The sequence below is a fragment of the Stenotrophomonas sp. GZD-301 genome (assembly GCF_049310345.1).
GTDB lineage: Bacteria > Pseudomonadota > Gammaproteobacteria > Xanthomonadales > Xanthomonadaceae > Stenotrophomonas.
Genome location: NZ_JBMOWY010000011.1, coordinates 15727 through 31323 on the forward strand (window position 1 = coordinate 15727; position 15597 = coordinate 31323).

The window sequence follows — 15597 nt, forward strand, 5'->3', positions numbered from 1 at the left end:
ATATTCGGGACTTTAGGTGTCTGATGTTCCGAATATAGCACATATAATGTGCGGTATATGGATCATTGGCATGCGAAAGTCCAGTATATGGAACATTGCGTGACCGGCGTGCTATCGCCCCGAATCCTGCGCCGCCGCCCCGGCATCGGCCGTCTCCACCCGCACCACCACCGACATGCCCGGGCGCAGCCGCTTGGCCAGCGGCTGGTCGGGGTCGATGGCGATCCGGATCGGCAGGCGCTGCACCACCTTGGTGAAGTTGCCGCTGGCATTGTCCGGGCGCAGCACGCTGAACTCCGAGCCGGTAGCCGGGGCGATCTGTTCGATATGGCCGTGCAGGCGCTGGCCGTCGAAGGCATCCACCGAGAAGGTGGCCGCTTGGCCGATGCGCATTTTCCAGGTCTGGCCTTCCTTGAAGTTGGCCACCACCCACAGCGCATCGGGCACCAGGAACAGCAGCTGCGAGCCGGCGGTGACGTACTGACCCAGACGGACCGAGGCTTCGCTGATCTGCCCATCGCGGGGCGCGTGGATGACGGTGTTGGCCAGGTCGATGCGCGCCAGTTCGAGCTGTGCCTGCGCGGTTTCCACCCGGGCTTCCAGCCCTTTGCGGGCCACCTGGGTGGAGGTCAGGGTTTCCTCGGCGATGCGGATCTGCGCCTGCGACTGCAGCACCGCCGACTGCGCGGACTGCGCGCCGGTACGGAACTTGTCGCGGTCGTTGAGGGCGACCAGCTGCTGCGCCGCCAGTTCTTCGTAGCGCTTGAGCTCGTTGCGCGAGCGCGACAGCTCGCTCTGGCCGGCGGCAAGGTTGGCCTGCGCGGCGGCGATCTGCGCGCGGTTCTGCGCCTGGGTCTGGTCGGAGTTGGCCAGCGCGGCGCGCGCGCTGTCCAGATCGGCCTGGGCCTGGGCCACTTTCTCCTTGTAGATGCGGTCATCGATACGCACCAGCGCATCGCCCTTGCGCACGTACTGGAAGTCCTTGACCAGCACGTCGGTGACGTAGCCGTTCACCTGGGGCGCCAGCACGGTGATCTGGCCGCGCACGTAGGCGTTGTCGGTGCTGACCCGGGTGCTGTCGAACGGCCACAACGACCACGCGCGCAGGATCAATGCGATCCCGAGCAGGGCGATCACGACCATGATCACCACGCTGCGCGTGCTGGGTTTGAGGTACTTGGGCACCCCCGACGGTGCCGCCGCGGCGGGCGTGCCGGTCGGGGCCGCGTCGGTCGGCGGCGCCGGGTTCACCGTGTCGGGCGGGGTGTCGTCGCGCGGCGGGGGAGTGGGCATGTCGGGACTCATCGGGGGGTGACCGGCGGGGATGCCGGCGGGGAGGGGAACACGGCGGAGCGGTGGCGCTTGCGCCATTGCTTGAGCAGGGCGGTGCGCACCGAGAGCAACAGCAACCAGCCCAGGAAGGCCAGCGCTACCGTGCCGCTGAGGGTGAACACATCATTGAACGCGCGCACATTGGCCTCGCGGCGCGTGGTCAGTGCCAACTGCGCGGTGCCCTGCGCGCTGCGCTGCACCGGGTCGGCGATCAGGCCGGCATACAGTTGTTGCTGCTGTTTCAGGCGCTGCGCCACCACGCCATCGGCCGGATCGAGCTGGCTGACCAGCGCACTGGAATACACCTGCTCGCGGTGCAGCTGGTAGGTGCCCAGCACCGCCGAACCGGCCAGGCCACCCAGTGTCTGGGTGATCGACAGCGTGACCAGAAAGGTGATCATGTGGTCCACGCCCTGCTTCAAGGCTTGGGTGATGCCGAGCATGATCAGCGGGCCCATGAACATGCCGGCGCCGACCGAGGCCAGGAACTGGCTGGCGTAGAAGTCGTGCGGGCGGTCCAGGCTGGTCCGGCTCTGGTCGAGGAACGCGGCGCTGCCCAGCAGCAGGATCGCCATCAGCAGTTGGGCAATGATCCGCTTCGGGCCGAAGGTCAGCGACGCCGCCGCGATGCCGGTCACCACGCCGGCCAGGATCACGCCGAACAGCGGGCGCATCTGGTCCGGGCCCATCCCGAGCTGGCGCATCAACCCGACCACGCCGTAGGACTGCTCGGTGGTCAGGAAGCGGATCAGGAACGCACCGACAATGAAGTGCAGCACCGGCAGGCTGGCCAGCCAGCGGGTCTGCAGCAACGGGTTGCGCCGGTAGTGTTCGATGATGAAGGCCGTGGTGCCCAGCACGATCGCGGCCACCAGCGCCCAGCCCAGCCAGGGGGTGTCGAACCACCAGCGCGTATAGCCCTGGGCCAGCACCACCACCAGCAGGCCCACCGCCGGCGCGAGCAGGGCGAAGGTCAGGAAATCCAAGGGCTCGAACGCCTTGATCTGCGCACCCGGCGGCAGTTTGAGGACGACGACCGCGGCGAACGCGCACAGCGCCAGCCCGGCTTCGAACAGGTAGAGGTTGTGCCATTGGCCGGTATCGACCAGGCCCGGTGACACCAGCCAGGCGATCGGGATCGCCAGCTGCGAGATGCCCACGCCGATCACCAGCAGGTTGCCGGTGTAGCGGCGCGGCAGTGATTGCAGCATGTACAGCGTGCCGAGCGTGCTGCAGGCCGCACCCGCGAATCCGCTGGCGGCGCGCGTCAGCAGCGTGGTCTCGTAGCTGCCGACAAACAGGTGCAGGACCGCCAGCGCGGCGTACAGGCCCAGCCCGATTTCGGCGAAGAGGCGGATGCCGTACTGCTGGCGGAATTTGAAGGCCAGCAGGTTGGCGGTCACGTTGACCATCGCGTACGCCGCCACCAGCCAGCTGCCCTGTGCCGGCGTGAGCCCGAGCTGGCCCTGCATGAAGGGAAGGTTGGCGGTGACCAGTGCGTTGCCGAGCCCACCGGTGATGCCCACCAGCAGCGCCACCAGCGCGTAGGCCAGGCGCCGGTGCGGCGGATGCCACGGCATGGACGCCGAGCCGGGCAGGGTCGGCTTCTCGTGTTCTTCCCAGTCCGGTACCGGCTTGAGGTACTGCGGCATCACCCCTCCCCGTGATCAGGCCCCCGCAGTCCACCACGCAGCAACTGCAGGGCGCGCGTGGCCAGCGTGGCGCGTTCTTCCCGGGTCTTGCCACGCAGCGCGGCTCCCAGCATGCCCGAGATCAGTGAAATGTCCGTCACATCGAGATCGGCGCGGCACAGGCCTGCTGCGATGGCGCGCTGCATGGGCGCGCGCAGCACGGCGCGGATGGTTTCGCGCGCGGTCTTGATGGTGGGGTCGTCCGGGTCGACGGCGCGCCAGTAGTCCGACAGCGCCGGCGACTGCACGATGCGCGCGGCCATGCCGTCGAGCACCTCGAACAGAGCGTCGTCGCGGTCACCCAGCGTCTGCACCTGGCGCTGGATGCGGGTGACCGTGCGTTGCAGCAGGGCCTCCACCAGCGCGGTGCGGTCGGGGAAGTTGCGGTAGAGGGTGGCGCGCCCGACCTGGGCGCGTTCGACCACGAGGTCCAGCGGGGCAGTCACGCCGTGCTGGCCGAACACGGCGTCGGCGGCATCGAGGATCTGGGCGCGGCGGGCGGCCGCGTCGGCACGTTGGGTAGGCATGGCCCATGTTCGGACAGAAGTGTCCGTTCTGGAAGGGGCGGACGCGTCACGCGGCGTGCGCGCAGGGGGCGCCGCTGGGGTTTGTGCAGGGCGGGTGAACTCAGCGCGGTGCCGGTGCCGCGTGGCAGCCGACGCCCTCGCGGATCGGCAGGTTGATCACGGCGGCCAGTGCGGCCAGCGCCATGTCCGCGTACCACATCCACAGGTAGTTGCCGGTGTGCGCCAGCGCCAGTCCGCCCAGCCAGGCGCCGAAGAAGCCGCCGAGCTGGTGCGAAAGCAGGGTCAAGCCGAACAGGGTGCCGAGGTAGCGCGGGCCGAACAGCTTGCCGACCAGGCCGGCGGTGGGCGGGACGGTGGCGAGCCAGGTGAAGCCCAGTGCGGCGGAGAAGACGTAGAAGGTGGTCGCGGTGGGCGGCGCCATCAGGTACAGGCCGATCATCACCGCACGGCTGGCATACATCCAGAACAGCAGGTACTTCATGCGGAAGCGCTGGCCCAGTGCGCCGACGATCAGGCTGCCGGCGACGTTGCACAGGCCGATCAGTGCGATGGAGGCGGACGCGACGTTCGGCGACAGCCCGCACAGGGCGATCTCGCCGGGCAGGTGGGTGACGAGGAAGGCGATGTGCACGCCGCAGGTGAAGAAGCCCAGGTGCAGGCACCAGTAGCTGCGGTCGCGCACGGCCACGCGCAGTTGCGCGCGCAGGCCGCCGTCGTCCGCTGCGGCGGTCTGTGTGTGGTCGCCGGCGCGCCGCCGCAATGGCCAGGCCAGCGGCACGGACAGCAGGGTGATCACGGCCATTGTGGTCATGGCACGCGCCCAGCCGGCGGTGTTGATGATCCACTGCACCAGCGGGGCGAACACGAACTGGCCGAGCGAACCGCCCGCGTTGATCAGGCCGGCGGCAAAGGAGCGTTTTTCGGCGGGGAGCCGGTGCGCGGTGGCGCCGATCAGGACGGAAAAGCTGCCGGCACCGGCGCCGGCGGCCATCAGCAGGCCGAGGGTGAAGGTCATGCCGAGCGGGCTGGTCAGCAGCGGTGCCAGCAGCAGGCCGGCGGCCAGCAGCAGGGCGCCGAAGACGAGCACCGGCAACGGGCCGCGCTGGTCGGCAATGGCGCCGAAGACCGGTTGGACGGCGCCCCAGACGAACTGGCCGATGGCCAGGGCGAAGCTGATCTCGACGATGCTCACGCCGGTGCCGCGATGCAGGGGGTCGACGTAGAGGCCGGACGTCTGGCGCACGCCCATCGTGACCATCAGGATGGCGGAGGCGGCGATCAACAGGCCCCAGTGCATGCCGGGTGCGCGTGGCGACGAGGCGTTCATGCGCGGTCTCCGGCGTCCAGGGCGTGGTCGAGCTGGTCGAGCAGGCTGTTGAGGCGGGCGGTTGGGCTGGGGCCGAAGGTGGCTTCGACTTCGTCCTGCGCACGCTGCCACAGGGGGCGGGCGCGGCGCAGGCAGGCCTTGCCGGTCGGGGTGATGGCGATGAGGCGCTGGCGCGCGTCGTCGCCGCGCTGTTCCTGCAGCCAGCCGGCCTGCAGCAGCGGTTTGAGGTTGCGGGTGAGAGTGGTGCGGTCCATGCCGAGCGCCTCGGCGAGTTCGCCGACCAGGCGTGGTTGTGGGGCGCGGCGCAGGATCGAGTAGGCGTTGAGGCTGAGCCCGGCCGGGGCGAGGTGGGTGTCGTAGATCTGCGAGAGCCGGCGCGCGGCCCGGCGCAGGCGGAAGCAGGTGCAGGGGCTGGTGGCGGTCGGGTCCATGCGGGTGGGCCGGGTGGGATGTCGGATGATACGTGCATATGCACGTTGTTGGTCAAGTGCCGGAGCAACGGCAACGGCAACGGCAACGGCAACGGCAACGGCAACGGCAACGGCAACGGCAGGGGCAGGGGCGGTTTGGCGGTGGCCTGGAGGGTGCGGGAATGGACGGCGGGCACGCGGTTCCAGGACACGCCGTGAACCCATCCCTGGGGGCTCGTGGGCGCCATCCCTGGCGCCCAACGGTCCTGGAACCGCGTACCCGCCGCCCATCGCACAGTGCGTGCGCGTGCCAGCGAACAGAAGCCTCCGAACAGCGGCCCCGCGCTGGGTCGACCGGCCGCTGCGCCTGGACGTGGGTAGAGCCCTCGCCATGTGTGCCTGGGGCGGGAAGAAGAACAAAAAAAAGGGGGCCTTGCGGCCCCCTCAGGGTAAAAACAACGACCCCAGTCGTGAGAAGCGGGTATCAGAAGAAGGCGCGGATGCCGAAGGCGACGCCGCGGCCCGGCAGCGGGGAGTAGTCGCGCAGGAGGGAGGTGTGCGGGCGGACTTCCTGGTTGGTCAGGTTGTTGCCGTCCAGGAAGACTTCGTAGCTGTTGCTGTCGTTGCGGTCCCAGCGGTAGGCGAGGTGGGCGTCGACCAGGGTGTAGCCGTTGCTCGGGTCTTCGTTCTGGGCCACGTCCTTCTGGCTGCTGTAGCGTACGGCACCGACCGAGGCGCGCCAGCCGTCGCGGGACCAGCGCAGGTCGGCACCGACGCGGGCCGGGGAAATACGCGGCAGGTAGCCGCTGTTGGCCAGGTCCACGGTGTAGTTGTGGTTGTGGTCGCCATGCGGCACGGCGATGTCCACGCTGCGGCTGCCGCTGCCATCCAGTTCGGCCTTGACGTAGTCGCCGAACACGCGCAGGTCCCAGTCGCCGGAGGTGCCTTCGAACAGGTGGAACAGGGCTTCGGCTTCGGCGCCCTTGAAGGTGGCGTCCTGCTGGGTCCACAGGCGGACCGGCAGCGATTCGACCACGCCGGTGTCGGCCAGGTAGATGAAGTTCTTGAACTTGGTCTGGTAGATCGAGGCGGAGAAGTCGACGCGGTCGCTATGTGTGTGGATGCCCAGTTCAACGCGCTGCCCGCGCTCGGTCTTCAGGTCGGCATTGCCGATTTCCAGGGAGCGGGTGGCGATATGCGCGCCGGCGGCATACAGCTCTTCGTTGGTCGGCGCGCGCTCGGAGCCGTCCACGCCGAAGCGCAGGTCCACGGCGTCGTTGAGCTTCCAGATGCCTGCGGCGGAGAGGTTGGTGGCATCGAACGTGCGGGCGCGGTAGTCGCCGGTCGGGTCAAGCTTGACCTGGTCGTGGCGGCCGCCGAGTTCCAGCTTGAACGGGCCGAACTGCTTTTCCTGCAGGACGAACAGGCCGATGTTCTTCGTGTTGGTGTCGGGCACGAAGGCTTCTTCGCCCTTGGCGCCGAAGTCGCCGTTGCCGAACTGCAGGCCGAAGGCGCCGTCCCAGCCGCCGATCTGCTGCTGCACCGCTTCCAGGCGGGTTTCGATGCCGCGGTTGGTGAAGCGCGTGGAGGGCGTGCCGGCTTCCAGTTCGGTGTGCTCGTAGTCGGTGTAGGCCGTGCGCACGTTGATGTTCTTCAGGAACGAGACCGGGTTGTAGATGCCGGCCTTGGCTTCGAAGCGGTTCTGCACCATGTCGATGCGGACGTCGTGCTCGTCGCCTTCTTCCTCGTCGCCGTGGTCGTGGTCGTGATCATGGCCGTGGTCATCGTCGGCATGCACGTGCGCGCCGTTGGGGATGCCGTAGTTGGTGCGGTAGGTGCTGGCCGAGATGCCGGCGTAACCGCCGTCGCCCAGCCAGGTAACGCCCAGGCCGCCGGCGCGGGTGCGGATGGAGCTGTTGTCCAGGCGGCCGCGGCGCGGCTCGTCGGTGTCGCCGTCGTCGTGATCGTGGCCGCTGTGGTCTTCCAGGCCATCGATCACGGCGTAGCCCGGGATGCGGTAGTCGTCGCCGTTGCGCACGAGGCCATCCACATGCAGCACCACGTTGCCGCTGACGCCGTCGAGGCGGAACATGCCGCTGCGCTCGTCATTGACCGAGTTGCCGCGCAGTTCGGCGCGGCCGCTGAGCGGGCGGTCCGGCAGTTCGCGCGCGATGCGGCCGTCGACCACGTTGACCGCGCCGCCGATCGCGCCGCTGCCGAACAGCAGCGTGGCCGGGCCCTTCAACACTTCGATCTGGTCGGCCAGGAACGGTTCGATGCTGGTGGCATGGTCGGCACTGACGGTGGAGGCATCCATGTTGCCCATGCCGTTGGACAGCACCGCCACGCGCGGGCCTTCCTGCCCACGGATGATCGGGCGGCCGACGCCGGGGCCGAAGAAGGTGCTCTGCACACCGGGCAGCTTGGCCACGGTGTCGCCGAGCGTGCCGGCCTTCTGTTCGTCCAGGCGCTCGCCGGCGAGCACGTCCACCGGCCGTGCCAGCGACTCGGCATCGCCCTGCAGCGGCGAGGCGGTGACCTTTACTTCGGACAGTTCGGTGAGATGGCTGCGGTGACCATCATCGTCGGCCGCCATCGCCACGGTCGGCAGCAGGGCGGCCGCGAGGGCCAGGAACAGCGTGTGGCGCGGAAACAGCGGATGGGAAGAGCGCATAGGGGGCAGGGTCCGTCAGTCGAATTGTTACAATGTATCAATGGTGGGGCGCGCGAAACCCGTCGATGAACGGGGGTGGGGCAGGGGGAGGCAGGTGCGCGTCGGGATTGATGTTATATTATTCCATAACGCTTCGCCGACCCTGCTGGAAGTCATGCCCCTGTTCGCTCGAGTCCGTCATCTGCTGGATCGCTTCGGTGCCACCGGTTCGCTGCTGTGCGCGGTGCACTGCGCCGTGCTGCCCATCCTGCTTGCCGCGGCGCCCTCGCTGGGCCTGTCGGTCTGGCTGGGCGACGGGGTCGAGCTGGCGCTGGTCAGCTTCGTGACCCTGCTGGGTCTGTTCAGCCTGGTCTGGGGCTACCGCCGCCACGGCGCACTGCGTGCGCTCGGTTTTCTGGTGCCGGGCCTGGTGGCGCTGTGGGCCGGGCTGCTGTACGACCCGCTGCACCATTCGGCGGTTCCGCACGCGGTGGTCATGACCTTGGGCGGCGTTCTGGTCGGCGTGGCACATCTGGTGAACCTGCGGCTGAACCACGGTCACGTCCATGACGCGAGCTGTGCGCACTGAGTGCGTGTGGTAGGCTTTCAGATCGTGCGCGGGGGCGCCTGAGAGGGCGGCCCCGCCGAACCCGTGTCAGTACGGGGTTATCAGATTTCAGACTAAGGAGTTGACGACATGGGTAAGGGTGACCGCAAGACCGCCAAGGGCAAGCGCTACAACGCCAGCTACGGCAATTCGCGCTCGCACGCGGTGAGCAAGGTGGCCGTGGGCGCAGCTGCGCCGGTCGCCAAGAAGACCGTTGCCAAGGCGCCGGCCAAGAAGGCCGTTGCCAAGAAGGCGGTGGCCAAGGCCGGCTGATCCCAGCCAGGCAGGGCCCACGAAAAACGCGGCGCTTGCGCCGCGTTTTTTGTTGTCCGCGCGTTGCCGGTGCGCCTCAGCGCAGGGCCGGCAGCAGGCGTTGCGCGTCGCCGTCGTTGGGCGCGGCGGGGATGTCGAGCAGGCGCGCCAGCAACGGGTAGACATCCACGTTGTCGAACGGCGCGATCACCGTGCCCTGTCTGAACGACGGCCCGCGCGCGATGAACACCGCGCGCATCGAGGGCAACGCATTGTCGTAGCCATGCGAGCCGCGGTCGCCCGGTGTGCGCTTGGCGATCCGATCACGGGTCAGCGCGTCCCAGCCTTCGTGCATCTGGCACAGGATCGGCGGAATGCGCGGATGGGTGCCATAGGCCCACCGCGCCGGCAGCGCATCGCGCCGCCAGCAGTCGTAGTGCGCGTGCGCGCCCAGCAGGATCTTCTCGGCCTGGCGCTGCTTGCCGGGCAACGGCGCGAAGCCGACCGACTGGCCGACGGTCACGTCCCGCGCGATGGCCGGATCGACCATGTCCTCGGTGGCGATGACCTGGCCTGCCGGCACGCTCGCCATGCCGTGGTCGGAGACCACGACGATGTTGGTGTTCTCTGCGAGGCCACGCGCCTGCAGGCCGTCCAGCAGCCGGCCGATGGCGGTGTCGACCTCGCCGATGGCGGCGGCATACTCGGGTGATTCCGGGCCGTGATCGTGGCCGGCATGGTCCACCTGTTCCATGTACAGGGTGACCAGACGCGGTGCCTGTGGATCGGTCTGGCCGAGCCAGCCGAGAACCTGGTCAACGCGATCGGGCAACGTCACCGTGCTGTCGAACACGCGCCACTGGCTCGGCCGCACGCCCTGGATGGCCGCTTCGCTGCCGGGCCAGGACAGGGTGGCGGTGCGCACGCCGGCCTTTTCCGCGCCCACCCAGATCGGCTCGCCGCCCCACCAGCGCGCATCGGTGACCGCCTCGCGGCGGTTCAGCCGGAAGCTGCCCAGTTCGGCTTCCTCCATGCTGTTGTGGATGATGCCGTGGTGGTCCGGGCGCAGGCCGGTGACCAGGGTGTAATGGTTGGGAAAGGTCAGTGCCGGATACGACGGCGTCATCCAGCGCGCACGCACGCCGTTGTCGACGATCCGGGACAGGTTGGGACTGATGCCGCGGTCGAGCATGTCCGCGCGCAGGCCATCGATGGAGACCAGCAGCAGTTTCGGCGGCGCGGCGGTGGCCGTGGTGGGATCGGCGGCAGACGCCGGCGGTGCGGAGGGCCGGGTGGCGCAGCCGGCCAGCGACAGAGCGGCGGCGAGCGCCAGCGTAAGACGTACGGAGATCATCGCGCCATGATAATCGGCAGCGGTGACGTGACGAAGACAACCAATGGCAGGGGGGCGCGATTCAGGCGAACAGCGAATCGCGCCGCGCCTCCAGCTGCAGCAGGGCGGCCTTGGTTTCCAGGCCGCCACCGAACCCGGTCAGTGCGCCGCTGCTGCCGATCACCCGGTGGCACGGCAGCACGATCGGCAGCGGGTTGCGGCCGTTGGCGGCCCCGACCGCGCGGCTGGCGGTGGGATGGTCGATGTGGCGGGCAAGGTCGACGTAGCTCCAGGTCCGGCCAAACGGGATATCGGCCAGGGCCCGCCACACGCGCAGCTGGAACGGCGTGCCATGCGGCGCGAGCGGCAGCGCGAATTCGGTGCGTTCGCCGTGCAGGTACTGCAGCAGCTGCAGGCGCGCGTCACGCAGGGCATGTGCATCGCGCTGCCAGTGCTCACGGCCTTTGGCGTCGTAGCGGTTGTTCTCGAACAGGATGTGGTGGATGCCGCGGCTGTCGCCGGCCACGGTGAGGGCGCCGATGGGGCTGTCGAAGGTGTCGAAGAGCAGGGTCATGGGCGTACTCCGGGAGCGGGGGAAGACAGGTGCCACAGGTGCAGCACCGCATAGGCGCGCCACGGGCGCCAGGCGTGCGAACGGGCCTCGGTGGCGCGCTCGCTGAGGCGGGCGTCGCCGCCCAGCACCTGCTGCAGCACCAGGTCGCCGGCGGGGAATGCATCCGGCAGGGCCAGCGCGCGCAGCGCGATGTAGTGCGCGGTCCACGGCCCGATCCCGGGCAGCGCAACACAGCGCCCCACGAAGCTGTCCAGGCGCTGGCCGGCGGCGAAGTCCAGGCGACCCTCGGCCACCGCGGCAGCCATCGCACGGACCGTTGCCGCGCGGGTCTTCGGCAGGCCGAGGGTGTCCAGCGGTGCCTCGGCCAGCGCCTGTGCGGTGGGGAACTGGCGGTCCAGGCCCTCGGGCATGCCCGGCAGCGTGGTGCCGAAGCGGTCCACCACGCGCCGCGCGAGCGTGGCGGCGGCGGCCACGCTGACCTGCTGGCCGAGGATGGCGCGGACGGCCACTTCGAAGCCGTCCCAGCCACCGGGCACGCGCAGGCCGGGACGCTCTGCGATACCGCGCGCGAGCAGGGGCTCCCGCGCCAGCGTGGCGTGCACGATGCGCAGGTCCGCATCCAGGTCGAAAATCCGTCGCACCCGGCGCACGATGCCGGGAATCGCGCAGGGATCGACCTGGCCCAGCTGCAGCAGCAGCTCGGGGCGCTTCGGGTCGGCGCTGACCCGGATCACGCTGGGGCGTTCGGCTGGGCCGATCACGCGCTGGTAGCTGTGGTCGTCGATCTGCTCGATCCCGGGGATCGCGCGGCGACGCAGGAAGCCGAGCATCGCAGCGAAATCCAGCGGTGGCCGGTAGCCCAGGCGCAGGGTCAGTGCATTGTTGCCGAGCGCGCCGCGGTGGCGGCGGATCGCGGTCGGTGGCATCCCGCAACCGTCCAGGAAGGCGGCGTTGAAGCGGCGCAGGCTGTTGTAGCCCGACGCCATTGCCACGTCGGTGACCGGCAGCGCGGTTTCGGTCAGCAGCTGCTTGGCCAGCAGCAGGCGCCGGGTCGCGTGGATCTGCGCCGGCGCCGCGCCGAGGCGGGCCACGAACAGGCGCTGCAGCTGGCGGGCGCTCAGCCCCAGGTGGGCGGCGAGCGCGCTGACCGGGGCGTCCTGCAGGTAGCCATCATGGATCAGCGCCAACGCGCGCTGCAGGGTTTCGTTGCTGAGGACGTCCTGCGCGTCCGGCGCCAGTTCCGGGCGGCAGCGCAGGCAGGGCCGGAAGCCGGCGGCAGCGGCCGCGGCCGCGGTCGGGTAATAGTCGACGTTGCGCGGCTTCGGCGGCGGTGCCGGGCAGACCGGACGGCAATAGATGCCGGTGCTGCGCACGGCGGTGAAGAATACGCCGTCGAAACGGGCGTCGCGTGCCAGGCGGGCGCTTTCGCAGGCGGCGTAGTCCAGGGGCAGGGCGGTGTCCATGCCGGGCAGTCTATGCCCCTGCCGGGGGCCCGGCTCGCCGTTTTCGGACAGCAATGCGTCCGCCGTCCCGGATGGTTCAGTGCAGGTTGTCGCGACGCTGCCGTGGCGCACTAGACTGTCTGCCTGCGCGCCGCAGGTGCGCCCCCCTTGTCGTGGAGTCCAGGTTGTCCATGTTGCCCAAGTCGTGGTGGTTGCCGTTGTTGTGCCTGGGATTGGCCGGTTGCAGCCAGCTGGAGAATCCGGGCAATGTCACTGCGGCCGACAAGGCCGTGCGTGCGCAGGCGGCCGATGGCGACCACATGGTGTCCATCAACGCCGCCGACGCGCCGCCACCGCCGCCGCCGCCGCCGCGGCGTGGGCAGCAGGCGTGGCCGGACGCGGCGCTGGACAACGGCAAGGCCTTCATCAGCTGCGATACCGACTACGCCGCCGAAGGCGGCGACGGGCAGCCGCTGGAGGCGCTCGACCGTGCCAGCATGGACGCGGCGCTGGCGCCGTGCGCCGAGCGCGGCCTGCTGCGCGTGCGCTATGTCGGCAAGATCAATCCCGGGTTTGCCGAGCTGGTCGGCCGGGTGGCGATCGTGGCCGATGCACAGCGGATTTCCCGGCGCATCCTGGATCTGGATTCCAGTGGCGGCCAGGTCGAGTCGGCCATCGTGGCCGGCGACAGCATCGGCGAATCCAACTGGACCATCTGGGTGCGCGAAGGATCGGTCTGCCACAGTGCCTGCGTGTTCGTGCTGGCGGCCGGCGACAACCGGCTGGTCTCGGGCAAGGTCGGCATCCACCGCATGATGCGGATCAGCTCCAAGGCGACCTCGCGCGCCGAGCTCAACCGCGAACTGCACGAGGTCTATGACAACGTGAAGGACTACCTGCAGCGCAATGGCGTGGCGGTGGGCGTGGCCGACCTGATGATGACCGTGCCCAACCGCAGCCTGCGCCTGCTCGATGCCGGCGAGCTGCGCCAGTTCGGCCTGGACGGCACCAATGCGGTGCAGGACGACCTGGAGCGGATCAAGCAGATGCGCAAGTGCGGCGATGATTTCGTGCGCCGCAAGGATGCGTTCCTGATTGCCTTCGATCAGGAATGCAAGCGCGAGGGCGCCGAGATGGAGGCGATCAACACGTGCGGGCAGACGCTCAAGCAGCGGTTCGGTTTCCCCGATGCGACCTGCCCGGACGAAAGCCCGTTGTCGGAAATCGACGTGACCAGCCTGCTGCCACCATCCACGCCCACGGCGGAGGCGGCCGACCCGGTACCGGCCGCAGCGGCGCAGACCGCGAGCGAAGGACATCAGCCGCCGGTCGAGGCGGCGCAGCGCAACTGACGGACTACTCACGTCGTTGACGTATGCTGGCCGGCAGTTTCCTTCTGCCGACGGTGCCCTGATGCGTGTTCCGCTGCTGCTGTTGTCGATCCTGATGCCCGTTGCCGTGATGGCGCAGACGCCGCCCCCGGCCACGCCCGCCCCGGCGCCGGCCCGCCCGGCACCCAGTGCGGCCGCCGCGCCGCGCCCGGTGCTGACGCCGGCACAGCAGGCGCAGGTGCGCGAGCAGGACGCCGAGATGAGTGCGGCGGCGTTGAAGGTGGCGCAGCTGGTCGATGACAACCGCGCCGCCGAGGCGTGGCGCGGTGCCTCCGCCGTGGCCAGGAAGACCGTCACCGAGCAGGCCTTCGTGGCCCAGCTGGCGGCCGACCGCAAGCGGCTGGGTGCGCTCGCGTCGCGCGGCCAGCCCACCGTGACCCGGGTCAAATACGCCGCCGGCGCGACCGTGCCGGAAGGGCTGTACATCAACGTGAGTTTCCCCACCCGCTTCGCCAACAGTGCCCAGCCCGTGCGCGAACTGGTCTCCTTCCGCCTGGACGAAGACCGCATCTGGCGGCTTGCCGGTTACAGCGTGCGCGCCGCCACCCCGTGACGTCCTGATTGATCCCTTCCGGAGTACGCCATGACGATCGAGATCCAGATGCTGGTGTGGTCGATGCTGCTGGGCATCGTGCACCTGTTTGCCGCGTCCGCCGCGACCACCCGCGAGCGCGGGCTGGCGTGGAACGCCTCCGCGCGTGACGGCCAGACTGCCCCGGTACGTCCATTGACGGGCCGTCTGCAGCGCGCCCAGTCCAATTTCATGGAAACCTTCCCGTTCTTCGCCGCCGCGGTGCTGGCCGTGGTGCTCACCCAGCGCCAGGACGGGCTGACCGCACTGGCCGCGCAGCTGTACTTCTGGGCGCGGGTGGTCTACCTGCCGCTGTACGCGGCCGGTGTGCCGTACGTGCGCAGCCTGGTGTGGCTGGCCTCGCTGGCGGGCATCCTGCTGCTGGTGTGGTCGCTGCTGTAGCGCGGGGGTGAACGGTTCCGCACGCCGCTGATCCAGATCAAGGCCGGCGCACGGCCGGCGACGTTAAGCTCCCCGTGGACTAGCAACCGCAGGATCGGATCATGGTGGATCACAACGCGCGCCCGGTGGATGTCGTGGTGGTGGGGGCAGGGCCGGTCGGCCTGTGCCTGGCCCGCTCGCTGGCCGGCACCGGCCTGACGGTGACGCTGATCGAGCAGCAGCCGCGCGCGGCACTGGCCGACGCGGCGTTCGATGGCCGCGAGATCGCGTTGACCCACGCGTCCCGCGAGATCCTGGAACGGCTGGGGCTGTGGGCGCGGCTGGACCCGGCCGAGATTTCACCGCTGCGCGATGCGCAGGTGCTCAACGGCGGCTCGCCGTTCGCGCTGACGTTCGCCGCGGCCCGCGACGGACACGGTCGCGACCTCGGCTGGCTGGTGCCCAATCATCTGATCCGGCGCGCCGCGTGGCAGGCCGTACAGGGCCAGCCCGGGGTGGAGGTGTTGGACCAGACCAGCGTGACCGGCATCGACACCGTCAGCACGCACTCCATCGTCACCCTGGCCGACGGCCGCCGCCTGCAGGCGCGGCTGGTGGTGGCCGCCGACAGCCGCTTCTCCAGCACCCGTCGCCTGCTCGGGATCGGTGCGCGAATGCGCGATTTCGGCAAGTCGATGCTGGTGTGCCGGATGCGCATCGAACAACCGCACCATCACACCGCCTGGGAATGGTTCGGCTATGGCCGCACGATGGCGCTGCTGCCGCTCAACGGTGATCTCGCCTCGGCGGTGATCACCCTGCCACCGCGGCAGATCGCCGCCTTGATGGCGCAGGACGATGACGCCCTCGGGCGCACCATCAGTGGCTTCTTCGAGCACCGGCTCGGCCGCATGCAGCCGTGTGCGCGGCCGATCGCCTATCCACTGGTGGGTGTCTACGCCCAGGCCTTCGTCGGCCCGCGCTGCGCGCTGATCGGCGATGCTGCGGTGGGCATGCACCCGGTGACCGCGCACGGCTTCAACCTGGGGCTGCTCAGCCAGGACCGGGTGGTTCCTATTGTTTCCCGCATCACGAAAAGCAGAGGT

At 69.5% G+C, this 15597-nt stretch carries 15 protein-coding genes; 6 read left to right on the forward strand and 9 right to left on the reverse strand.

The window, feature by feature from the left end:
• Window positions 1-111: 111 nt before the first annotated feature.
• The 6 genes from ACO6VK_RS03080 to ACO6VK_RS03105 all read right to left on the reverse strand — a co-directional run bounded on the left by ACO6VK_RS03080 (window position 112) and on the right by ACO6VK_RS03105 (window position 7961).
• Window positions 112-1293: an HlyD family secretion protein gene (locus ACO6VK_RS03080; RefSeq protein ID WP_422505511.1), complete on the reverse strand. Its 1182-nt coding sequence runs from the start codon at window positions 1291-1293 to the stop codon at window positions 112-114.
• Window positions 1294-1301: 8 nt separating this feature from the next.
• Window positions 1302-2987 (reverse strand): MFS transporter, encoded by a 1686-nt coding sequence (locus ACO6VK_RS03085; protein ID WP_422505513.1) that lies wholly within the window; start codon window positions 2985-2987, stop codon window positions 1302-1304.
• Window positions 2984-3550, reverse strand: a complete 567-nt coding sequence (locus ACO6VK_RS03090; RefSeq protein ID WP_422505515.1) for a TetR/AcrR family transcriptional regulator — start codon at window positions 3548-3550, stop codon at window positions 2984-2986. Before ACO6VK_RS03090 ends, ACO6VK_RS03085 begins: the two co-directional genes overlap by 4 nt.
• 100 nt (window positions 3551-3650) lie before the next feature.
• Window positions 3651-4877 (reverse strand): MFS transporter, encoded by a 1227-nt coding sequence (locus ACO6VK_RS03095; protein ID WP_422505517.1) that lies wholly within the window; start codon window positions 4875-4877, stop codon window positions 3651-3653.
• Window positions 4874-5308 carry a MarR family winged helix-turn-helix transcriptional regulator gene (locus ACO6VK_RS03100; protein WP_422505519.1) on the reverse strand — a complete coding sequence of 145 codons (435 nt, stop codon included), beginning with the start codon at window positions 5306-5308 and terminating at the stop codon, window positions 4874-4876. The genes ACO6VK_RS03095 and ACO6VK_RS03100 overlap by 4 nt, the downstream gene beginning before the upstream one ends.
• A gap of 463 nt (window positions 5309-5771) precedes the next feature.
• Window positions 5772-7961 (reverse strand): TonB-dependent receptor, encoded by a 2190-nt coding sequence (locus tag ACO6VK_RS03105; RefSeq protein ID WP_422505521.1) that lies wholly within the window; start codon window positions 7959-7961, stop codon window positions 5772-5774.
• Between the two features lie 154 nt (window positions 7962-8115).
• Between ACO6VK_RS03105 and ACO6VK_RS03110 the strand changes: the two genes are divergently transcribed.
• Both ACO6VK_RS03110 and ACO6VK_RS03115 read left to right on the forward strand, forming a co-directional pair.
• Window positions 8116-8529, forward strand: coding sequence for a MerC domain-containing protein (locus ACO6VK_RS03110; RefSeq protein WP_411850397.1), 414 nt, complete (start codon window positions 8116-8118; stop codon window positions 8527-8529).
• 108 nt (window positions 8530-8637) lie between these two features.
• The gene (locus ACO6VK_RS03115; protein WP_068850363.1) at window positions 8638-8820 is read left to right on the forward strand and encodes a 30S ribosomal protein THX; all 183 of its coding nucleotides are present in this window, start codon (window positions 8638-8640) and stop codon (window positions 8818-8820) included.
• Window positions 8821-8896: 76 nt separating this feature from the next.
• On the opposite strand, the gene ACO6VK_RS03120 is transcribed toward ACO6VK_RS03115, so the two are convergent.
• From ACO6VK_RS03120 to ACO6VK_RS03130, 3 genes are all read right to left on the reverse strand, one after another.
• Window positions 8897-10153 carry an ectonucleotide pyrophosphatase/phosphodiesterase gene (locus tag ACO6VK_RS03120; RefSeq protein WP_422505524.1) on the reverse strand — a complete coding sequence of 419 codons (1257 nt, stop codon included), beginning with the start codon at window positions 10151-10153 and terminating at the stop codon, window positions 8897-8899.
• Window positions 10154-10214: 61 nt separating this feature from the next.
• On the reverse strand, window positions 10215-10706 hold the full coding sequence (locus tag ACO6VK_RS03125; protein ID WP_422505526.1) for a methylated-DNA--[protein]-cysteine S-methyltransferase: 492 nt from the start codon (window positions 10704-10706) through the stop codon (window positions 10215-10217).
• The gene (locus ACO6VK_RS03130) at window positions 10703-12169 is read right to left on the reverse strand and encodes an AlkA N-terminal domain-containing protein (protein WP_422505528.1); all 1467 of its coding nucleotides are present in this window, start codon (window positions 12167-12169) and stop codon (window positions 10703-10705) included. Before ACO6VK_RS03130 ends, ACO6VK_RS03125 begins: the two co-directional genes overlap by 4 nt.
• A gap of 170 nt (window positions 12170-12339) precedes the next feature.
• Between ACO6VK_RS03130 and ACO6VK_RS03135 the strand changes: the two genes are divergently transcribed.
• The 4 genes from ACO6VK_RS03135 to ubiM all read left to right on the forward strand — a co-directional run.
• Complete coding sequence (locus ACO6VK_RS03135; RefSeq protein ID WP_422505530.1) at window positions 12340-13500, forward strand: hypothetical protein; 1161 nt, start codon at window positions 12340-12342, stop codon at window positions 13498-13500.
• A gap of 61 nt (window positions 13501-13561) precedes the next feature.
• Window positions 13562-14092, forward strand: a complete 531-nt coding sequence (locus ACO6VK_RS03140; RefSeq protein WP_422505532.1) for a DUF4019 domain-containing protein — start codon at window positions 13562-13564, stop codon at window positions 14090-14092.
• Window positions 14093-14122: 30 nt separating this feature from the next.
• A complete protein-coding gene (locus ACO6VK_RS03145) occupies window positions 14123-14512 on the forward strand; it encodes an MAPEG family protein (RefSeq protein WP_422505533.1) in 390 nt (129 codons plus the stop codon).
• A 101-nt stretch (window positions 14513-14613) separates the two neighbouring features.
• A partial coding sequence (gene ubiM, locus ACO6VK_RS03150) for a 5-demethoxyubiquinol-8 5-hydroxylase UbiM (RefSeq protein ID WP_422505534.1) occupies window positions 14614-15597 on the forward strand: 984 nt, incomplete at its 3' end.

Coding starts and splice junctions, on each gene's coding strand:
- ACO6VK_RS03080 (WP_422505511.1), bottom strand. CDS start 1,293: ATGCCCACTCCCCCGCCGCGCGACGACACCCCGCCCGACACGGTGAAC.
- ACO6VK_RS03090 (WP_422505515.1), bottom strand. CDS start 3,550: ATGCCTACCCAACGTGCCGACGCGGCCGCCCGCCGCGCCCAGATCCTC.
- ACO6VK_RS03095 (WP_422505517.1), bottom strand. CDS start 4,877: ATGAACGCCTCGTCGCCACGCGCACCCGGCATGCACTGGGGCCTGTTG.
- ACO6VK_RS03100 (WP_422505519.1), bottom strand. CDS start 5,308: ATGGACCCGACCGCCACCAGCCCCTGCACCTGCTTCCGCCTGCGCCGG.
- ACO6VK_RS03105 (WP_422505521.1), bottom strand. CDS start 7,961: ATGCGCTCTTCCCATCCGCTGTTTCCGCGCCACACGCTGTTCCTGGCC.
- ACO6VK_RS03110 (WP_411850397.1), top strand. CDS start 8,116: ATGCCCCTGTTCGCTCGAGTCCGTCATCTGCTGGATCGCTTCGGTGCC.
- ACO6VK_RS03115 (WP_068850363.1), top strand. CDS start 8,638: ATGGGTAAGGGTGACCGCAAGACCGCCAAGGGCAAGCGCTACAACGCC.
- ACO6VK_RS03120 (WP_422505524.1), bottom strand. CDS start 10,153: ATGATCTCCGTACGTCTTACGCTGGCGCTCGCCGCCGCTCTGTCGCTG.
- ACO6VK_RS03125 (WP_422505526.1), bottom strand. CDS start 10,706: ATGACCCTGCTCTTCGACACCTTCGACAGCCCCATCGGCGCCCTCACC.
- ACO6VK_RS03130 (WP_422505528.1), bottom strand. CDS start 12,169: ATGGACACCGCCCTGCCCCTGGACTACGCCGCCTGCGAAAGCGCCCGC.
- ACO6VK_RS03135 (WP_422505530.1), top strand. CDS start 12,340: ATGTTGCCCAAGTCGTGGTGGTTGCCGTTGTTGTGCCTGGGATTGGCC.
- ACO6VK_RS03140 (WP_422505532.1), top strand. CDS start 13,562: ATGCGTGTTCCGCTGCTGCTGTTGTCGATCCTGATGCCCGTTGCCGTG.
- ACO6VK_RS03145 (WP_422505533.1), top strand. CDS start 14,123: ATGACGATCGAGATCCAGATGCTGGTGTGGTCGATGCTGCTGGGCATC.